At 63.1% G+C, this 18,051-nt stretch carries 15 protein-coding genes; 8 read left to right on the forward strand and 7 right to left on the reverse strand.

Annotation, left to right across the window (positions count from 1 at the left end):
* Positions 1-129 precede the first annotated feature (129 nt).
* Complete coding sequence (locus NLY43_RS21835; RefSeq protein ID WP_023701365.1) at positions 130-1,542, forward strand: aminotransferase; 1,413 nt, start codon at positions 130-132, stop codon at positions 1,540-1,542.
* Between the two features lie 15 nt (positions 1,543-1,557).
* Here the strand turns inward: NLY43_RS21835 and NLY43_RS21840 are convergent, their stop codons facing one another.
* On the reverse strand, positions 1,558-2,760 hold the full coding sequence (locus tag NLY43_RS21840) for an aromatic ring-hydroxylating oxygenase subunit alpha (protein WP_023711686.1): 1,203 nt from the start codon (positions 2,758-2,760) through the stop codon (positions 1,558-1,560).
* Between the two features lie 504 nt (positions 2,761-3,264).
* Here NLY43_RS21840 and NLY43_RS21845 point away from each other — a divergent pair.
* The gene (locus tag NLY43_RS21845; RefSeq protein ID WP_023701367.1) at positions 3,265-3,645 is read left to right on the forward strand and encodes a hypothetical protein; all 381 of its coding nucleotides are present in this window, start codon (positions 3,265-3,267) and stop codon (positions 3,643-3,645) included.
* 234 nt (positions 3,646-3,879) lie between these two features.
* On the opposite strand, the gene NLY43_RS21850 is transcribed toward NLY43_RS21845, so the two are convergent.
* Both NLY43_RS21850 and NLY43_RS21855 read right to left on the reverse strand, forming a co-directional pair.
* Entirely contained in the window at positions 3,880-5,970 is a 2,091-nt protein-coding gene (locus tag NLY43_RS21850; RefSeq protein ID WP_023711687.1) for a hybrid sensor histidine kinase/response regulator, read from the reverse strand.
* A gap of 225 nt (positions 5,971-6,195) precedes the next feature.
* On the reverse strand, positions 6,196-6,924 hold the full coding sequence (locus NLY43_RS21855; RefSeq protein WP_023711688.1) for a response regulator: 729 nt from the start codon (positions 6,922-6,924) through the stop codon (positions 6,196-6,198).
* 94 nt (positions 6,925-7,018) lie between these two features.
* On the opposite strand from NLY43_RS21855, the gene NLY43_RS21860 reads away from it, so the two are divergent.
* Positions 7,019-7,723, forward strand: a complete 705-nt coding sequence (locus NLY43_RS21860; protein WP_023670063.1) for a response regulator transcription factor — start codon at positions 7,019-7,021, stop codon at positions 7,721-7,723.
* Positions 7,724-7,794: 71 nt separating this feature from the next.
* Here NLY43_RS21860 and NLY43_RS21865 read toward each other — a convergent pair whose 3' ends face one another.
* A complete protein-coding gene (locus NLY43_RS21865) occupies positions 7,795-7,965 on the reverse strand; it encodes a hypothetical protein (RefSeq protein WP_023670062.1) in 171 nt (56 codons plus the stop codon).
* Positions 7,966-7,998: 33 nt separating this feature from the next.
* Entirely contained in the window at positions 7,999-8,331 is a 333-nt protein-coding gene (locus NLY43_RS21870; RefSeq protein ID WP_023713277.1) for a hypothetical protein, read from the reverse strand.
* Positions 8,332-8,664: 333 nt separating this feature from the next.
* Here NLY43_RS21870 and NLY43_RS21875 point away from each other — a divergent pair, with 333 nt between their 5' ends.
* The gene (locus NLY43_RS21875) at positions 8,665-9,126 is read left to right on the forward strand and encodes a L,D-transpeptidase (protein ID WP_023711689.1); all 462 of its coding nucleotides are present in this window, start codon (positions 8,665-8,667) and stop codon (positions 9,124-9,126) included.
* A 164-nt stretch (positions 9,127-9,290) separates the two neighbouring features.
* Here the strand turns inward: NLY43_RS21875 and NLY43_RS21880 are convergent, their stop codons facing one another.
* Complete coding sequence (locus NLY43_RS21880; protein ID WP_023696405.1) at positions 9,291-12,374, reverse strand: efflux RND transporter permease subunit; 3,084 nt, start codon at positions 12,372-12,374, stop codon at positions 9,291-9,293.
* A complete protein-coding gene (locus NLY43_RS21885; RefSeq protein ID WP_023711690.1) occupies positions 12,371-13,675 on the reverse strand; it encodes an efflux RND transporter periplasmic adaptor subunit in 1,305 nt (434 codons plus the stop codon). Before NLY43_RS21885 ends, NLY43_RS21880 begins: the two co-directional genes overlap by 4 nt.
* A gap of 149 nt (positions 13,676-13,824) precedes the next feature.
* Between NLY43_RS21885 and NLY43_RS21890 the strand changes: the two genes are divergently transcribed.
* From NLY43_RS21890 to chrA, 4 genes are all read left to right on the forward strand, one after another.
* Positions 13,825-14,361 carry a TetR/AcrR family transcriptional regulator gene (locus tag NLY43_RS21890; RefSeq protein WP_023693712.1) on the forward strand — a complete coding sequence of 179 codons (537 nt, stop codon included), beginning with the start codon at positions 13,825-13,827 and terminating at the stop codon, positions 14,359-14,361.
* Positions 14,362-14,694: 333 nt separating this feature from the next.
* Positions 14,695-15,483, forward strand: coding sequence for a 3-hydroxybutyrate dehydrogenase (locus NLY43_RS21895; RefSeq protein WP_023711691.1), 789 nt, complete (start codon positions 14,695-14,697; stop codon positions 15,481-15,483).
* A gap of 140 nt (positions 15,484-15,623) precedes the next feature.
* Positions 15,624-16,442 (forward strand): chromate resistance protein ChrB domain-containing protein, encoded by an 819-nt coding sequence (locus tag NLY43_RS21900; RefSeq protein ID WP_023670055.1) that lies wholly within the window; start codon positions 15,624-15,626, stop codon positions 16,440-16,442.
* Positions 16,439-17,830, forward strand: coding sequence for a chromate efflux transporter (gene chrA / locus NLY43_RS21905; protein WP_023711692.1), 1,392 nt, complete (start codon positions 16,439-16,441; stop codon positions 17,828-17,830). The genes NLY43_RS21900 and chrA overlap by 4 nt, the downstream gene beginning before the upstream one ends.
* Positions 17,831-18,051 lie beyond the last annotated feature (221 nt).

The following is an 18,051-nucleotide window of genomic DNA, read 5'->3' on the forward strand; positions in this document are numbered from 1 at the left end:
AAATCAAGCGCTATTTCTGTAATATTGATTGAACGGACATTCAAAATGAAGTGAAGAATGCCGGCTTTCCTGCCCTTGGCGCTTCGCTTTCTGTCCGGTGAAATTACGCTCAGACGATGCGAGGCAATGATGGCGGCTGCAAGAGACCTAAGAGCGATGGAAATGGCTGACGGTGGCGATGCGGTCGAGCTGGCCAAGCGCCATCTCATCCAGCCCTGGCCTTATGCCGGCTCGGTCGGCAATGAAGCGCGTGCGCTGATTGGCGAGGGCGATGGCATCTACATCACCGATGTAACAGGCAAGCGACTGATCGACGGGCCGGCCGGCATGTGGTGCATCAATGTCGGCCACCGCCGCGAGGAGCTGGCCAGGGTGATGTACGACCAGGCGATGATGCTGTCCTACAACACGCCCTGGTATACGATGAATGCGCCGTCGGCCGAGCTCGCCAAGCGCCTCGCCGATCATGCGCCGGGCGATCTCAGCCATACCTTCTTCACCACCGGCGGATCGTCGGCTGTCGAGACGGCACTGCGCTTCATGCAGTTCTACAACAATGTGCGCGGGCGGCCGGAAAAGAAGCTGATCCTCAGCCGCGGCGGCGCCTATCACGGCTCGACCTATCTGTCGGCCTCGCTCAACGGCCGGCCGCGCGACCGCGACTGGATGGACGGCGCCGACGATCTGGTCGTCAAACTGTCCTCGCCAGACCCGTTCCGGCGGCCGAAAGGCATTGACATCGCCGCCTTCTGCGATTTCCTGGTCGATCAGTTTCGCGATGCGGTCGCCCGCGTCGGCGCAGAGAAGATCGGTGCTTTCGTCGGCGAACCGGTGCAGGCATCCGGCGGCGTCGTCGTGCCGCCGGATGGCTATCTCAAGCGCATTCGCGAAATCTGCAGGGACAACGATATCCTCTATATCTCCGATGAGGTGGTGACCGGCTTCGGGCGGCTCGGCCATGTCTTTGCCTCCGGCGATGGCTTCGGCATCGACCCCGACATGATCACCTTCGCCAAGGGCGTTACATCAGGCTATTTCCCGCTTGGCGGCGTCATCATCTCGGAGCGGCTGCTTCAGGAAATGCGCCGTTCCAACCATCCCGATGCGATGTTCGGCCATGGCCTGACCTATACCAGTCATCCCATCGGCTGCGCGGTGGCGCTGAAGAACCTCGATATCCTGGAAGACAGCGTGCTGGCCCACACGCGCGATGTCGCGCCCTATTTCCAGGCGCAGTTGAAGACGCTGGAGGAACTGCCGCTGGTTGGCGAAGTCCGCGGCATGGGCCTGATGGGCTGCGTCGAGTGCGTAGCCGACCGCGAAAGCAAGGATCCGCTGCAGCTCGACAAGGATGTCGGCAAGCGCATCGACGCGCATTGCCACGAACTCGGCCTCCTGGTCCGGCCGCTGATCAACATGTGCGTGATGTCGCCGCCGCTGATCATCACGCGAGAGCAGATCGACGACATGGTGGCGATCCTGCGCGAAGGCATTTCGCGGACCATGGACGATCTGCGCAAAGAGGGCGTGTGGCAGGGGTGACTGGCAGTTCCGCCCCTACACCTGCGAGCGCATAGCCTCATTGAGGTTCCACATGTCCTTCTCCTCCGGCGCCGTCTCCAGGCCCAGCACCGGGATCTGCTTGCGCAGATGGTCGTGGTGGGTGCGCACACCGTATTCGAGGTCGGAGAGATAAAAACCCTCGAAGGCCTCCGAGATCATGGACTCGTTTGACCAGACGGAAAGCTGCACGTCCTCGTTCATGGTATCGCGGTCGATGCGGTAGGCGAGATAGCGGGCGGCCGCCTGTTCCCGGGTCTCGTCGGGGTAGCGGTAGATGGCGCCGCGCAGCAGCGTCTCGCCGGTCGACAGCGGGAACTCCTGATAGAACTGCACCGATTCCGGCATGATCGACAGCGCGTTGTTGGGGAAGATGCCGTAATAGATCCAGGCCCTGCGCAGATGCTCCGGCAGGTGTGAGGCATCGGGCGTGAGCTTGATGTATTCGCGCACGCTCCAGCGCCGGCCGGCATGCGGATTGTAGGTGGCAAACGAGCGCGACACGCCGTTGATGAACGGCTCATCGAAATAGGTCGAGCCGTAGAGATCCTGCAGCGCCGGATGCGCCATGGCGACGTGGTAGCCTTCATTGTCGACGTCGCGCACCGACTTCCAGTTGACCGGCGTTTTCTGTGTCCAGATGCCCCAGGACGGCACCATCTCGGCCGCATTGTAGTGGGCCATCTCGGCCTCGATCGGCTTCAACAGTTCGGCCACCGAAGGCTGCGGGCCCCCCTTGCGAAAGCGGACAAAGATGAAGCCCATCCATATCTCAAGGTCGAGCGGCATCAGGCCGAATTCGGTCTTGTCGAGCTCGGGGAAGGAGCGCGGCCGGGCGGCGCCGCGCAGCGTGCCGTCGAGATTGTAGACCCAGCCATGGAACGGGCAGACTAGCGCGTTCTTGCAGGTGCCCTGGCTGTCGGCGACGACGCGGCTGCCGCGATGCCGGCACATGTTGTTGAAGGCGCGCAAGACGCCGTCCTTGCCGCGCACGATGAGCGCCCGCTCGCCGACCACGTCCATAGTCAGATAGTCGCCGGCATTCGGCACGTCGCAGACATGGCCGGCGATCTGCCAATGGTTGCGGAAGACGTATTCCTTCTCAAGTTCGAGAAGCGCGTCGGAGTGATAACTCCAGCCCGGCAGACCCCGCCGGTCCCAATCATTGGGGATCGCCACGTCACGGAGATGCGGGTTCATAAAAAAGCTCTTCTTTTATTGAATACTCATTCAATAAAACCATATTTTGCGTTGAAATGCAATGGCTTGTAGAAATCTCAACTTTTCAAGTCGGCACAACAGGGCCGGCTGAAAGCCAGAAAATCCCGGAATATCCGGGCGTTAACCGGGGTCGTGAAATAGCTGTCCGGCATGCGGATTTGGCCGTGCCGAGCTTGCAAACACGGCCCGCTCCGAGACGAAAAATACCTGGCGTCCGCAAATTCGATCCGCAGTGTGAGCTTGTTCATAGTGCGGCCGACAGGAAGCGGGCTTGGTGCGTTCGCGGCCCGCCTGTCGTCAACATTTGATTGCGCGCATGAAACAGCTTCGCAAATGCATCTTGCCGTCGGCACATGACCGGATCTGTCCGGATATGCCCGAATTTCTTGTTTCAAACCTGTTACGCGGGCAAGCCAAGCGCATCATTCGCCCGTTACCAGGCGCGCTTAGGTTCGTTTCATAAGAAAACGAAGGGGAGCAGCAATGCATACGAAAATCGAGATCACCAGCAACGAACGGCGCGCCAAACCGGCACTGCGTCAGCGCGCCAGCGACCATCCGGTTGCGATGTTCTCCATGCTGGGCGCCTGCGCTCTGGCCGTCATGTTCCTGACACCGGCTTCCGGTCCGGCCTTCGCTTCGCTCAACCCGCCGGCCAATGTCGTCCAGGGCGCGCTGACCACCATCAAGACCGCCCGGCTGCCGGAGCCGGAAATCGATTTTGCCTGCCAGGGCCAGGCCTGGGGCGCCGAGAGCGCGGAGTGCCTGCGCGTCATCGCCGCCCAGTCCGGCGTGCACAAGGCGCGTGCCGTCCGCATGATCGCCAACGCAGCGCCGCTGACCACGACACCCAACGTTTTCTGAACCTCCCGAGCGCTTCCTCCCGCGCTCGTTCTTGGCTCCCGCCGCTTCCCTCGGTCGGGAGCCTCTTTTTTAGGGTCTATCGAGATTCGGGTGAGGCCGGCCTGCGCATGGAGGTTCCCTGCGCTTCCGGTGCTCGCGTACTTCAAGTACGCTCCGCTCCGGTTCTCGGGAACCACCATTCTCGACTCGGCCTGACCCGAATCTCGATAGACCCTACGTGGGTGCTTCGAAAACTTAGCCGGCGGCGGCGACCTGGTCGGCTATTGCCGAGAGTACGCCGCGGACGTCCAGCGTCGAGAACGGCTTTTCCAGGATTTGCGGGCGCTGCGGCGCCGGCAAGGCTTCGATCTCGGCCTTGGCGCCGATCAGGTCGCCGGTGACCAGCACGAAGCGTTTGGTCAGCGCCAGGTTGTCGGCGAGCAATTCGCGGTAGATGGCAATGCCGCTGGTGCCGGGCATGCGCAAGTCGGAAAAGACGATGTCTGGCGGCATGTGGCCGGTCAAGGTCGCCGCCGCCGACGTCCAGGCCGGCACAACCCGCGACTTGATACCCATCAGTTCCAGGATGTCGGAGAGGGAGCCGGCGACGTCGGGTTCGTCGTCGATGATCAGCGCATAGCGCAAGCCGCTGGAACGAGCCGGGCTGTCGCCGGCTGCTGCCGCGCCGCCGGTGATTACCGGCAGCTGGACGACGAAGCGCGCGCCGCGCGGCAGCACCTCCTCGAACCAGATATTGCCGTTGTGGCGCTCGACGATCGATTTCGAGATCGACAGGCCGATGCCGGTGCCGACGCCGACCGGCTTGGTGGTGAAATAGGATTCGAAGATGCGGCTGCGGATCGCCTCGGGAATGCCCGGTCCGTTGTCCTCGACCGAAAACCCGGGGTTGCCGCGATCGCTGCGGAATGTCCGCACCTTGATCAGGCGGTCGCCGCCGATACCGGCCAGAGCGTGTTGGCTGTTGATCAGGAAATTGGCGGCCACCTGCGTGACGTGGTCGGCATCGGCCATCGCCAGCAGCGGGCCGGGCGCGAAATCGGTGTCGATGATGATGCCGCTCGAGCGTGCGCCATAGGCGGTCACTTCGAGTGCCGCGCGGATCACCTGGTTGAGATCGGTCTCGGCCTGCGCCGCCGGATGCAGGCGCACCATCGACAGGAAGCTTTTGACGATGCGGCCGCAGCGCTCGGCAGCGGCGCGCACTTTCTCGGCGCGAACCTTGGTCTGCGGGTCGGTGGCGAATTCATGCAGCAGCGTCGACTGAGCAACGACCACGGCGAGCGGATTGTTGAGCTCGTGCGAAACACCGGCCAGCAGCGAACCCATCGCCGCCATCTTCTCGTTCTGGTGCAGTTTTTCGCGCTGGCGGTTGATCTCTTCTTCGGCGCGCAGCTTATCGCGCAGATCGCGGATCGAACCGAAGATGAGCTGACGGTCGGCCACCCGCATCTCGGTCGCCGTCAATTCGATGGGAAACACCTCGCCGGCCGCATTCTGTGTCACGGTCTCAAGCCGCTGGCCAACCATCGGCGCGCCGCGGCCAGACATGTATTCGGCGCCCGAGACATAGCCCTTGCGGTAATATTCCGGCACCACGGTATCGAGCAGGTCCTTGCCGAGGATGTCGCTGCGCTGATAGCCGAACATCTTTTCGGCGGCCGGATTGAATTCGATGATCGAGCCGGTCTCGTCGATGACGATGATGGCGTCGAGCGACGCCTGCAGCATGGTGCGGCGGATGACTTCGCTGGCATGGGCGTCGGACGGCGAGTGCTCGATGGCGTCGCCGATGGCGAGCGCGATGATGTGCATCGTCGCCTCTTCCTCTTCGGTCCATTCGCGCTCGTTTAGGCAGTCATTGACCGCGAACGTGCCCCACAGATGACCGTGCGCGAACACCGATACCGACAGGAACGACTTGATGTGCTGCTTTTCGAAATCGGCCCTGAGGAACCCGTCGAGATCGCGCGTATGGCCGGCGAAGATTTTGCCTTGCCGCTCGTCCTCTCCAATCCGCTCCAGCAGCGGATCGGTATCGACGATCGACTGCATGATCACCGTCGGCGAAGCCAGTTCGCCGCCGAAGCGAGGATCGATCCAGTAGGCGGCGACCGATTGGGCGAAGCCCTGGCCGGGCAATTCGCGCAGCCTGAACAGGATGCCGCGCTGGCAATTCATGGCGCTGCAGAGCGTTTCGAGGATGGTTTCCATCTCGCGCTGCCAGTCGCCGGCATCGCGCAACCGGCGGACGACTCGCACAGCCGTCATCGCGGCGCTCTGGCGAGCGCCTTGCGGGTCCATGCGTGGTGCTGGTTCAGCGGTCATGTCAGCCATCAGTAAAGGGCCGTCGGATTAGGCAGCTATGGAGCATTTCACGAAAAAGGTGAAACGCTCCATGTTTCAATGCAATCCCGAACGGAAAATCGCTACGTACTGTTCCTGGAATTGCTAGAGCGTTTCACCGTTTCACGGAAACGGAGAAGCGCTCTATCTCTTTGTTTTTACGCAATTCCGGGCGGAAAAACCGCGTACACTTTTCCTGTAATTGCTCTAGTGCCCGTCACCGGTCGGCAGCGAGAAGATATAGCCTTCGCCGCGCACTGTGCGCAAAAATTTCGGATTGGCCGGATCGGTTTCGATCTTCTTGCGCAGCCGCATGATGCGAATGTCGACGGCGCGCGACGATTCAGGATCCTCAACAAAACCAATCGCCTCGGAGATCGCCGATCGCGTCAACAGCCGGTTGGCGCGGGTCAGGAAAACCTCCAGCACATCGAACTCGCTCTTGGCCATGTCGATGACGGCGCCGTTGGCGCCGGTGACAAGCCTGCCGTCGAGGTCGGCCTGGAACGGGCCGAAGGTCAGGCGGCGGCCGCCATCGGCTTGTGTCTTCGCCGCCTGGGGCGGGCTCGGCTGCGGAACGCGGCGCAGCACGCTGCGCACACGAGCCAGCACCTCACGCAACTCGTAGGGCTTGACGATGTAGTCGTCGGCGCCAAGCTCCAGCCCGACAATGCGGTCGAGTGCGGTGCCGGCAGCCGTGGCATAGATGATGCCGACCGGTATTTTCGAGCGCAGCCAGCGGCCGAGCGACAGTCCGTCCTCGCCCGGCATGGCGATGTCGAGAATGGCCAAATGAAACGGTTCCGTCTCCAGCAAGGCGCGCGCCTCGGCCGCGCTTCCGGCCTGGGTCACATCGTAGCCGTTGGCGCCGAGATACTCGGCGACCGCGTCCCGGAGATCGGGCTCGTCCTCGACGACGACAATCCGTGCCCGCACTATGGCCTCGCTCCCGCTTTCAGCGGAAAGTAGATTGGGTATAAACATGATGTCCAGCACTCATATCCGGTTGCGGGGGAACGGGAAGAAAAACATGGCTGCACGATCCGTCATCGCGCTGGTTTCCGTCGCCGATGTGGTGGCCGGCGATCTTGCCGATCATCTCGACCGGCGCGGCCATGACGTGCGCGAGGCGCGGCAGCCCTGGGAAGCTGAATCCCTGCTTTCGGCCGGAGGCATCGATATCGTCATCGTCGGCGACAGCCTCAGCCAGGCGGAGGGGCGGGACCTGCTCAGGCGTTATGGCGGCGGCCAGAGCGCGGACGGGAAGGCGGGGCCGGATTTCATCCTGATCTGCCGGCCGGCCGATCTGGTCGACAAGGTGCTGGCGCTCGAGCTTGGCGCCGCAGATGTCGTCGAAAGTCCGCTCAATGTCAGGGAGCTTGCCGCGCGCATCGGCGGCCTGCTGACGCGGCGCGGCAGGTCCGCCCAGGAACTGATCGTGCTGGAAAATGCCACCGTCGATTTGCGGTCGGCCATCGTCATGCACCGTTCGGGTACGGAAGAACAGCTGTCCCCGGGCCAGGTGGCGCTGCTCAGGCTGTTTCTGGCCAGCCCGCGCAAGGTGCTGACGCGCGACGACATCATTGCGGCGGCGCCCGCCGAAAATGCCGATGCCTTCGACCGCTCGATCGATTCGCGCATCGTGCGGCTGCGCCGCAAGCTCGACACCGAAACCATCACAACTATACGCGGCGCAGGCTACCGGTTCGACCCGCCGACGCAGCGCGCCGACTGAGGGTTGGGAGGCTGGATTGTTCCTCGGCTCGCCCGAAAAAGCTGCGCAATCTTGGGCGCCACGCATAGGCGTCAGCGCACCACCAGAAGCGATGGTCCCGACGGCAATTCGCTGGCGACTACGATTTCGCTGGCGGCATGCGCGCGGTCCTTCAGAAGAACCGTGGCGAGACCGGCAAAGCCGAGCAGGCCTTGTGCATAGAGCAGTACCGAAAGCACGGAGGCTGCAGATTTCGTCTTCATCGGTTGTCCCCAAAAATCAGAACCGCGGGTGCTTCAGGATAAACCCGAAGTGCCCGCGTCGCCCACGGAGCCCCCCGTTGCGACGCGGGCCTTCGGTCCTCTCGGCAGCAAGTTGCCGGAGGGGCCGCGCATCCACTTCAACCCGAGGCCGACCCGCCAGAGGGCCCTGAGACGGTTGATGCGCAGACTGGAGACAATCCAGACCAAGGCTATGAACAGCGCGGCATGCAGCGTCGAAATCTCACCCGAATTCATCACCGCCAGTTTCGTCATCGGGGTGCCGGCTACTGTGCCGATGCCGCCGACGACAAATGCGGCGATGCTTATCCTGAAGTACCAGGACAGGGTGGTCGATTTGATGCTCATTTTCGTTGGCGCCGGCTGTTCTCGTTGGGATGACTGTGCCGCGAGCCTGTAACCAGATCATGCCGCCCAGGCCGCGCTTTGTTGCAAGTCGGTTTCGAGCGAAGCCAATCTTCTTTCATATAAGGACATCAGCACTTTCGTTTGTGGGCGCGGTGGGTGATCGGGAGTGCGCAGCGAAGACGGGAGCACGCTCCTTGTTGTCCACCTTGCTTGTTAATCCGAGGAAACAGATTCGAAACACAAACGAGCGTCAACCGAAATCAGCTTGAAACATGACGCAGGGATAAACGGCCATCGAATTGACGCCGGCCGGGCCGGCAAAGGGGAGCCATCATGTACAAAGCCATTTCCGCCAAACTCATCAGCGTCACCGCCGCCGCTGCCGGCGCCGCGCTTCTGCTTGGCGCCGCCAACAGCACCGCCCATGCCGCGGCAAACCAGATCGTCGCGCGTGTTTCGCTGTCGCAGCAGACCATGGAAGTGCTGGTCGATGGCCGGCCGACTTTCGCCTGGAAGGTCTCGACCGGCGACAGTGCGCATGTCACGCCGACCGGCTCGTTCAAGCCGACCCGCATGCACGAGATGTGGCATTCGAAGAAATACGACAACGCGCCGATGCCGCACTCGGTCTTCTTCAGCGGCGGCTACGCCGTGCATGCGACCAACGCCATCAAGCGGCTGGGACGGCCGGCGTCGCATGGCTGCGTGCGGCTGCATCCCGACAATGCCGCCGACTTCTACCAGTTGGTCGAAACCTTCGGCCCGACCAACACCAGCATCGTCATCGTCAAGTAGCAGACTGCGTTTGGAGCAATGGTGCAGCGCAGCCGGCCAGGTCATGCCGCACCGCAAGTTCCCGCCTGAAGCTCCATCAGAGCTTCGCGGTAAATCAATCCAGTCAAAAAAGAGGCCGGAAATTTCCGGCCTCTTTTCGTTTGTTCGCTAACGCCGTTCGCAGCTCAGTCCGCGTGCACCGGCATCAGCTTCGGGTCTGGCTTTTCGGCGTGGTGCGGCAGGTCCTTGCTGGCGATGAAGGTGTAGAACATCGGCACCACGAACAGGGTGAACATGGTTCCGACCAGGATGCCGGTGAAGATCACGAGGCCCATCGAATAGCGCGCCGCCGCACCAGCACCACTGGACACGATCAGCGGCACGACGCCGAGCGCCATCGCCGCTGTCGTCATCAGGATCGGCCGCAAGCGCACCTTGGCCGAGGCGACGATCGCATCGCGCCGCCTCATGCCATGCAGCTCGCGCTGCTGGTTGGCGAACTCGACCAGAAGAATGCCATGCTTGGTGATCAGACCTATCAGTGTGATCAGGCCGACCTGCGTGTAGATATTGAGCGTTCCAAGCCCCAGATTGAGCGGCACGATGGCGCCAAAGATCGACAGTGGCACCGCCATCATGATGATCAGCGGGTCGCGGAAGCTTTCGAACTGCGCCGCCAGCACCAGATAGATGACGATTACGGCGGCTGCGAACGCGATAAGGATCGTGTTGCCCTGCTCCTTCTCCTGCCGGGACTGGCCGGAATAATCGATGAAGAAGGTATCGGGCAGGCTCTCCTTGGCAAGGTTCTCCAGGGTCTGCAGCCCGTCGCCCGTGGTGACGCCGGGAAGCGGCAGCGCTGATATCGTCGCCGAGTTCAGCTGGTTGAACTGCTCGATCGCGGCCGGCGCGGCGTTGGTCGAAATCTTCACCACCGCTGAAAGCGGCACCATTTCGCCGGTCACGCTACGCACGAAATATTCGCCGAGCTTCTCGGGATTGTCGCGGAATTCCTTCGGCACCTGCGGGATGATGTCGTAGCTGTTGGAGTCGCGGTCGAACTGAGCCACTTCGGCGCCGCCGACCAGCAGCGTCAGCGTCTGGCCGATGTCGGCGATCGGCAGGTTGAGAGCCGCCGCGCGGTCGCGGTCGATGGTCACCGTCACCTGCGGAGCGTCAAAGGACATCGAGTTTTGCACGACGATGAAGCGGCCGGAGGCCTGCGCCTTGTTCTTAATCTGCTCGGCCGCCTCGTAGACCTCGGCGGAACCACCGGTCGAGCGCACCACCATGGAGATCGGCAGGCCGCCGCCGGAGCCCGGCAGCGTCGGCGGCGCGAAGACGAAGGCCTCGACGCCGGCCACCTTGCCGAGGCGTCCCTGGATATCGGCTTGAAGCTCCTTTGAGTTGCGCTGGCGCTCGGCCCAATCCTTGAAGGCGAAGCCGACAAAGGCGCCGTTGGTGGCGCCGCCAAAGGCAACGGCGGAGAATTGCGCCCTGGTTTCGGGAATGTCCTTCACCAGGCCGAGGATCTGGTTGACGTAGGTCTCGGTGTAGTCCGAGGTCGCGTAGCGCGGTGCCGTCACGATAGACAAGAGGAAGCCCTGGTCCTCTTCCGGCGCCAGTTCGCTCGAGGTCTTGGTGAACATGAAGCCGGTGAGCGCAACCAGCGCCACGACCATCAGCAGCGTCACCGGTCGATTTCTCAAGGAGGCGGTGACCGCCCGCTCATAGACATGCTCGACACGGCTGAAGGTTCCGTCGACGACGCGCTGGAAGCGACTGTGCGATCCCGCCTTGAGCAGACGCGCCGCCATCATCGGCGTGATGGTGACGGCTATGAGGCCGGACAGCACCACCGAACCGGCGAGCGTCACCGCGAACTCGCGGAACAGCGCGCCGGTCAGGCCGCCGGTGAAGGCCAGCGGCGCGAACACGGCGGCGAGCGTGATGGTCATGGCCACGATGGCGGAGAAAATCTCGCGCATGCCGTTGAAGGCCGCCTGCATCGGCGACATGTGGTCCTCTTCCATGTGGCGATGGATGTTCTCCACCACCACGATAGCGTCGTCGACGACAAGGCCGATGGCCAGCACCATGGCCAGCAGCGACAGAAGGTTGATCGAATAGCCGACCGCAAACAAAAGGAAGCAGACGCCGACCAGCGACAGCGGGATGGTCACGATCGGCATCATCACCGAGCGGAATGAGCCGAGGAACAACAGGATGACCACGACGACGATGGCGACGGCTTCGGCGATGGTCTTGAACACTTCATCGATCGAGGCGCTGATCTGTTCGGTGGAATCGTAGACGATTTCGATGGTCATGCCTTTCGGCAGCGTCTCTTGAATCAAAGGCACGATCTTGTGGATCGCCTCCGCCGTTGTCAGCGGGTTGGCGGCCGGCGTCGGGAAGATGGCGAGGAAGGTGCCGGGCTTGCCATTGAAGCTCACCCTCGTGTCGGTGCTCTCGGCGGCAAGCTCGACTCGCGCCACGTCGCGCAAGCGCACCACCTGGCCGTCCGTCGAGCGCAGCGGAAGCTCGGCAAAGGCCTCAGGCGTCTGCAGCGTCGAGCGAACCGTGATCGAAGAGACGACATATTCGTTCTCGGTGTTGCCGGGCGCCGACAGGAAGTTGGAGTTGTTGATCGCCGCCAGCACTTCGGCGGCGGTGACGCCACGCGCAGCAAGCTTGACCGGGTCGATCCAGACCCGCATCGAATATTCCTCGGCGCCGAAGATCTGCACGTCGGCGACACCTTCGACCGTCGACATGCGGGGCCGCACGACGCGCTCGATATATTCGGTGAGCTGCTCCTTGCTCATGTTCGGATTCTGCATCGAGATGTACATCATCGCGAACTCTTGGCCGGTGCCCTTGACGATGACCGGGTCCTTGGATGCATCCGGCAAGGTGCCGCGTACGCCCTGCACCTTCGACAGGACCTCGGTGAGCGCGACATCCGGATTGGAGCCGAGCTTCATCTGGACGACCACGGTGCTCGAAGACGGCCGGCTGGACGAGGTGACGTAGTCGATGTTCTCGGTCGAGGCGACGGCCCGCGCGATCGGGGCGGAGATAAAGCCCTGGATCAGGTCGGCGCTGGCGCCGGGATAGGCGGTGGTGATGGTGATCGCCGTCTCGTCAACCTTGGGATACTGCCGGATCGACAGGTTGAAGATGCCCTGGAAACCCAGGAGCAGGATCATGCAGGCGAGGACGGTGGAGAGGACCGGCCGGCGAATGAAGATGTCGGAAAAGTTCATTGCTGAGCCTGCTGGTTAGCCGACTTGCTGGGGTCAATGGTGTTGTCGACAGCGACGGACATGCCGTTGAAGAGACGGTTCTGACCGGCGGTGACGACCTCGTCACCGGCCTTGATGCCCTCGATGATCTCGACCATGCCGTCGTTGCGGCGGCCGGGCTTCACGAACACCTGCGACAGCACGAGCGCCGGCTTTTCCGGTTCTGCCGCGGGCTTCGCGGGGTCGACAGCCGGCTTGTCCGCGGGCTTCGCCGCGGCGTCTTCGGCAGCCGGTTTCGCGCCGGCCGGCTTTGCATCTGCCGCCGGCTTTGTCGCGTCGGCCCCTGCAGCAGGCTTTTCCTCGGGTTTCGCGGCTGGGGCGCCTTCCGCCGGCTTCGCCGGAACGACGACGAAGACGAAGTCGCCATACAGGCTCGACGTCAATGCCGTCTGCGGCAAGGACAGAATGTTTTTCTCCTGCGGCAGCTCGACGCGAACCTGGACGAACTGGCCGGGCGTCAGCTTGCCGTCAGGGTTGGCGACCTCGCCGCGGACGGACACCAGGCGGCTTGAAGCGTCGATCTTGGGATCGATGCCGCGAATGGAGCCGGCAAACGGCATGTCGGCGCCGCCGCCGGTGCCGCCGAGGCCGAGCCGCACCGCCTGGCCTATCTTGAGCAGCGGCAGCTGCTGTTCGGGTACCGAGAAATCGACCCGCATGGTGTCCAGATCCTGCAAGGTCACCACTGCGTTGCCGGGCGAGAGATATTGGCCGAGGTCGATCTTGGGGATGCCCACGGTGCCGGCGAACGGCGCCGTCAGCTGCTTCTGATCGAGCACGGCCTGCAGCTTGTTGACCTGCGCGGCGGAGGCCGATGCAGCGGCTTGAGCGGTGTCGAGCGTGGCGTCCGTGCCGACGCCGCGCCGTTGCAGTTCCAGCGCGCGTTCGAGTGCCGTCTTGTCGGACACGGACTGCGCCTTGGCCGCGACGAGATCCGCGCGTTCGACGGCATCGTCGAGCTGCAGCAGGACCGAATCGACCGGCACCTTCTGGTTGGCATGGAAAAGGATGTCCTTGACGATGCCGCTGGTCTCGACGGTAAGGTCGACACCGCGCACGGCGCGTACCGTGCCGATCGCCTCGACGCCCGGCGTCCAGTCGGAAGGCTTGACGACAACCGTCGATACGGTCGTCGCCGGCGGCTTCATGGTGGCGAAATACTGTTTGATAGCGTTGTCGCGGAACAGGTTGAAGCCGACAACGCCGACGCACACCAGACCGAGCAGAAGCAGAATTGCGGTGATAGAGATGAAGCGCTTCACGAACTGTCCCCTCGGCCGATGTCCGGCAAAATAGCCGAATAGCGGGACACTTATCGACGCCAGGTCCCGATTACAAATGACGGCGAACTTACTGTACCGTCTGGACGGTCTTGTCAATTCCGCCTAGGCTGGTGCGGGGGAAGGGATCGATGAAGACCCAAAGGGCAAATTCGCGCGACAAGATACTCGCCGCCGCCGCCGATGTCGCACGCGAGACCGGTCCCGGCAGCCTGTCGCTTGACGCCGTCGCCAGCCGCGCCGGCGTGTCGAAAGGCGGCCTGTTATATAACTTTCCGACCAAGGCCAAACTGATGCAGGGCCTGGTGGAGAATTACCTGCGCGCGTTCGAGCTGGCGCTGGAATCGGGCCGTGTCGCCGGCGCCAGCGGCGAGAGCCTGCTCGCCACCTATATCCGGCTCTCGGCGGATGATTGCGAGGAGCCGAAGCCGACGGCTTCGTGGATATTCTCGGCGATCGCCGAGGATCCGGATTTCCTGACGCCGATAAAAGCCTTCAAGTCGCAGCTGCTGCAGCGGCTGAAGAGCGAGACGCCGGACCTGAAGACGCTGCTGGTCTGCTTTCTGGCCATCGAAGGGCTGCGCAGCATGAACCTCTTCGATTCCGACGTGCTTTCCGCCGACGAACGCCGCTTGCTGGTATCGGCCCTGCTGGAGATTGCGGGATAGCTCAGGGCGTCGCGGTCGAAGAAGCGATACGGGCCGGGCGGAAAGGACGGTTGGTGAGCGGCATGGCATAGGCACGCATCACGACATCGGCGATTTCAAGCTACAGCCCCCTGATTCGTTGGATTGATGGTTCAGGAATGACTGCGCGAATGCGCGGCCGACTATGTTGCGCCGCACCATAACACTGCCGTGTCAGCCTTGAGACGGCGCTCGGCGAGGCCGGCAAAGCGCGTTTTAGGGCTGTGATCGCGCCGACATATGGTTATGGCATTGTCATGTTGCGGCGCACAAACTATGTGCCTTTGTAGTCCTCCCAACAGTCGCGAGATCTCCATGGGTTCCCTGTCTTCGAAGAATGCGCTCGTCACCGGATCGACCAGCGGCATTGGTCTGGCCATTGCGCGCGCCCTTGCCGCCGAGGGCGCCAACGTCACGATCAACGGCCTTGGCGAAGCCGCGGCGATCGAACAGGAGCGCGCCGGCATCGAGAAGGATTTCGGCGTCCAGTGCCGCTACTCCGGCGCCAACATGATGGACGGCGCAGCGGTGACCGCCATGGTGCACGAAGCCGAGCAGGCCTTGGGCAGCCTTGACATTCTGGTCAACAATGCCGGGATACAGCATGTCGCGCCAATCGAGGAGTTTCCCGATGACAAGTGGGAAGCCATCATCCGCATCAATCTGCTGGCCGCCTTTTACGCGATCAAGGCCGTGGTGCCCGGCATGAAGGCGCGCAAATGGGGCCGCATCATCAATACCGCGTCGGCGCATGCACTGGTCGCCTCGCCGTTCAAGTCGGCTTACGTCTCGGCCAAGCACGGCATAGCGGGTCTGACCAAGACGGTAGCGCTGGAAGTCGCGCAGGACGGCATCACCGTCAACGCCATCGCGCCCGGCTATGTCTGGACGTCACTGGTCGAAAAGCAGATCCCCGACACGATGAAGGCGCGCGGCATGACCGAGGAACAGGTCAAGCACGACGTGCTGCTGGCAGCGCAGCCGACGAAGCAATTCGTCACCGTCCAGGAGCTCGCCGCGCTGACCCTGTTCCTGTGCTCTGACGCAGCCAGACAGATCACCGGCACCACCTTGCCGATGGATGGCGGCTGGACGGCGCAGTAGGCGCGGTCCCCCGGCGCCGCTCTTTCCTTGACAAAGGCGAAGGATCAATCCAGCATTGTGGCAAGGGGTTCCTTCGCGACGACCCCGTGAGGCGTCAGCCCAATGATCGCGTCCAAACTCTCACTCTGGAGGTGGACGCCATGCCGTCAACAACCGCAATCACCGTAGCGCAGCTTTCCCGCCTTGTCGGTCTGTCCGACGCGCCTGTTCTTGTCGATGTCCGCATCGACGAAGACTACGACGCCGATCCGCGCCTGCTTCCGGCCTCGTGCCGGCGCGACTTCAAGTCTGTTTCGAGCTGGGCGGCCGAGTTCACGGGGGCTCATGCTGTCGTCATCTGCCAGAAGGGGCTGAAGCTCTCGCAAGGCGTTGCCGCATGGCTGCGCCATGAGGGCATTGCTGCCGAATCCCTTGAAGGCGGCTTCGAGGCGTGGCAGGCGGCCAAGGGACTTCTGGTCAAGGCCGACAAGATACCGCCCCGCGACGACAAGGGCCGCACGGTCTGGGTGACGCGTGCCCGCCCCAAGGTCGACCGCATCGCCTGTCCCTGGCTGATCCGCCGCTTCGTCGATCCCTCAGCGGTGTTCCTGTTTGTCGAGCCGTCTGAAGTGCTGGCGGCCGCCGATCGGTTTGGGGCAGTTGCCTTCGACATCGACGACGTGTTCTGGAGCCATCGCGGCGAGCGCTGCACCTTCGACACGATGATCGAAGAGTTCGGGTTGCGGTCCGAAGCGCTCGATCGCCTTGCGCTGATCGTGCGTGCAGCCGATACGGCGCGCCTCGATCTCGTACCGCAGGCGGCCGGGTTCCTCGCTGCATCGCTCGGGCTGTCGCGCATGTTCCGCGACGATCTCGAACAGCTTGATGCCGGCATGCTGCTCTACGATGCGTTCTTCAGATGGTGCCGCGATGCCACTGACGAAACCCACAATTGGCCCAGCGCGGGCAAAGCGCCATGAGCGCCCTCGCCGCGGACGACGATGCACAGGCTACCGAGGCTCCGATCGTCCCGACCTTCCGCCAAGCCGCGAAACTGTGGGCAAGGATCGGCCTGCTCTCCTTCGGCGGGCCGGCCGGACAGATCGCGCTGATGCACAAGGAATTGGTCGAGGATCGCCGCTGGATCGGCGAGCAGCGGTTCCTGCATGCGCTCAACTACTGCATGCTTCTGCCAGGCCCCGAGGCACAGCAGCTCGCCATCTATATCGGCTGGCTGCTGCACCGGACCGCCGGCGGCCTCGTTGCCGGCATCCTGTTCGTGCTGCCCGGTGCGTTTGTCATGCTGGGCCTCAGCATCTTCTACGTGCTTTACAATGATGCGCCCGTCATCGAGGCGCTGTTTTTCGGCATCAAGGCGGCGGTGCTGGCCGTCGTCGTCGAGGCGGTCCTCCGCATCGGCAAACGGGCGCTCAAGAACCGGGTGATGATGGCGATCGCGGTGGCCGCGTTCCTTGCCATTCATGTCATCAGGCTGCCGTTTCCGCTGATCATCCTGGTTGCAGGGCTAACCGGCTGGATCGGCAACCGCTTGGCACCGGCGCGTTTTTCCGCAGCCGCACGCGGCAAGGACAATTTGCCCGATGTCAGGGGCGCCGTCGACGTCATGTTCGAACGCGGCGAACTCGCTCACACCAAGCCGACGAAATGGCACGCGCCGCGCACCATCGCGATCTGGCTGCCGATCTGGCTCGGGCCGGTCGTACTGATCCTGGCGCTGACCGGCCCTGCCAGTGTTTGGGCACAGCTTGGCGGCTTCTTCAGCCTGATGGCGGTGGTCACATTCGGCGGCGCCTACGCCGCACTCTCCTATGTCGCGCAGGCAGCGGTGACCTCGTTCGGCTGGCTGGCGCCGGGTGAAATGGTCGATGGGCTTGGCCTGGCCGAGACGACGCCGGGACCATTGATCCTGGTGCTGCAATTCGTCGGCTTCGTCGCCGCCTATCGTCACGCCGGTGCGATGGGACCGCTTGTCGCCGGATCGCTCGGCGCATTGCTGACGCTCTGGGTGACGTTCGTGCCGTGCTTCTTCTGGATCTTTCTCGGTGCCCCCTACATCGAGGCGCTGCGCGGCAACAAGGCACTGTCGGCGGCGCTGAGTGCGATCACAGCGGCTGTCGTCGGCGTGGTGATGAACCTTGCGCTGTGGTTCGCACTTCATGTCGTCTTCGGCGCGGTGCACCGCGTTGGCCTGGGCATGGAGGTGCCGGTGCTGTCGTCGCTGGATTGGCGTGCCGCGCTGCTGGCGGCAGCCGCTATGGTCGCCATGCTGAAACTGAGGATCGGCATGCTGCCGACATTGGCCGGCTCGGCGCTGGCCGGACTGGCGCTGCTGGCCTTGCCTGCGTAGCGTTCGAAGGCGCGGCCAGCCATCATCACAGCCGGACTTCCAAGGCATGCCGGGCCGGCGCACAACGGTCGCGGGCGCTGGTGGGATCAGCGCCGGCCCCGGAGATACGCTTTACGTCGAACCCGATACCGCAAGCTGAACCTGCTCGACGCGGAGAGCGGCGCGCTGGTGAACTGATTTGACGAGGTTGGCCGAGCTGTTCAAAGTCGATCCTGGATCGC

The organism is Mesorhizobium sp. C416B, assembly GCF_030323165.1.
Lineage (GTDB): Bacteria > Pseudomonadota > Alphaproteobacteria > Rhizobiales > Rhizobiaceae > Mesorhizobium.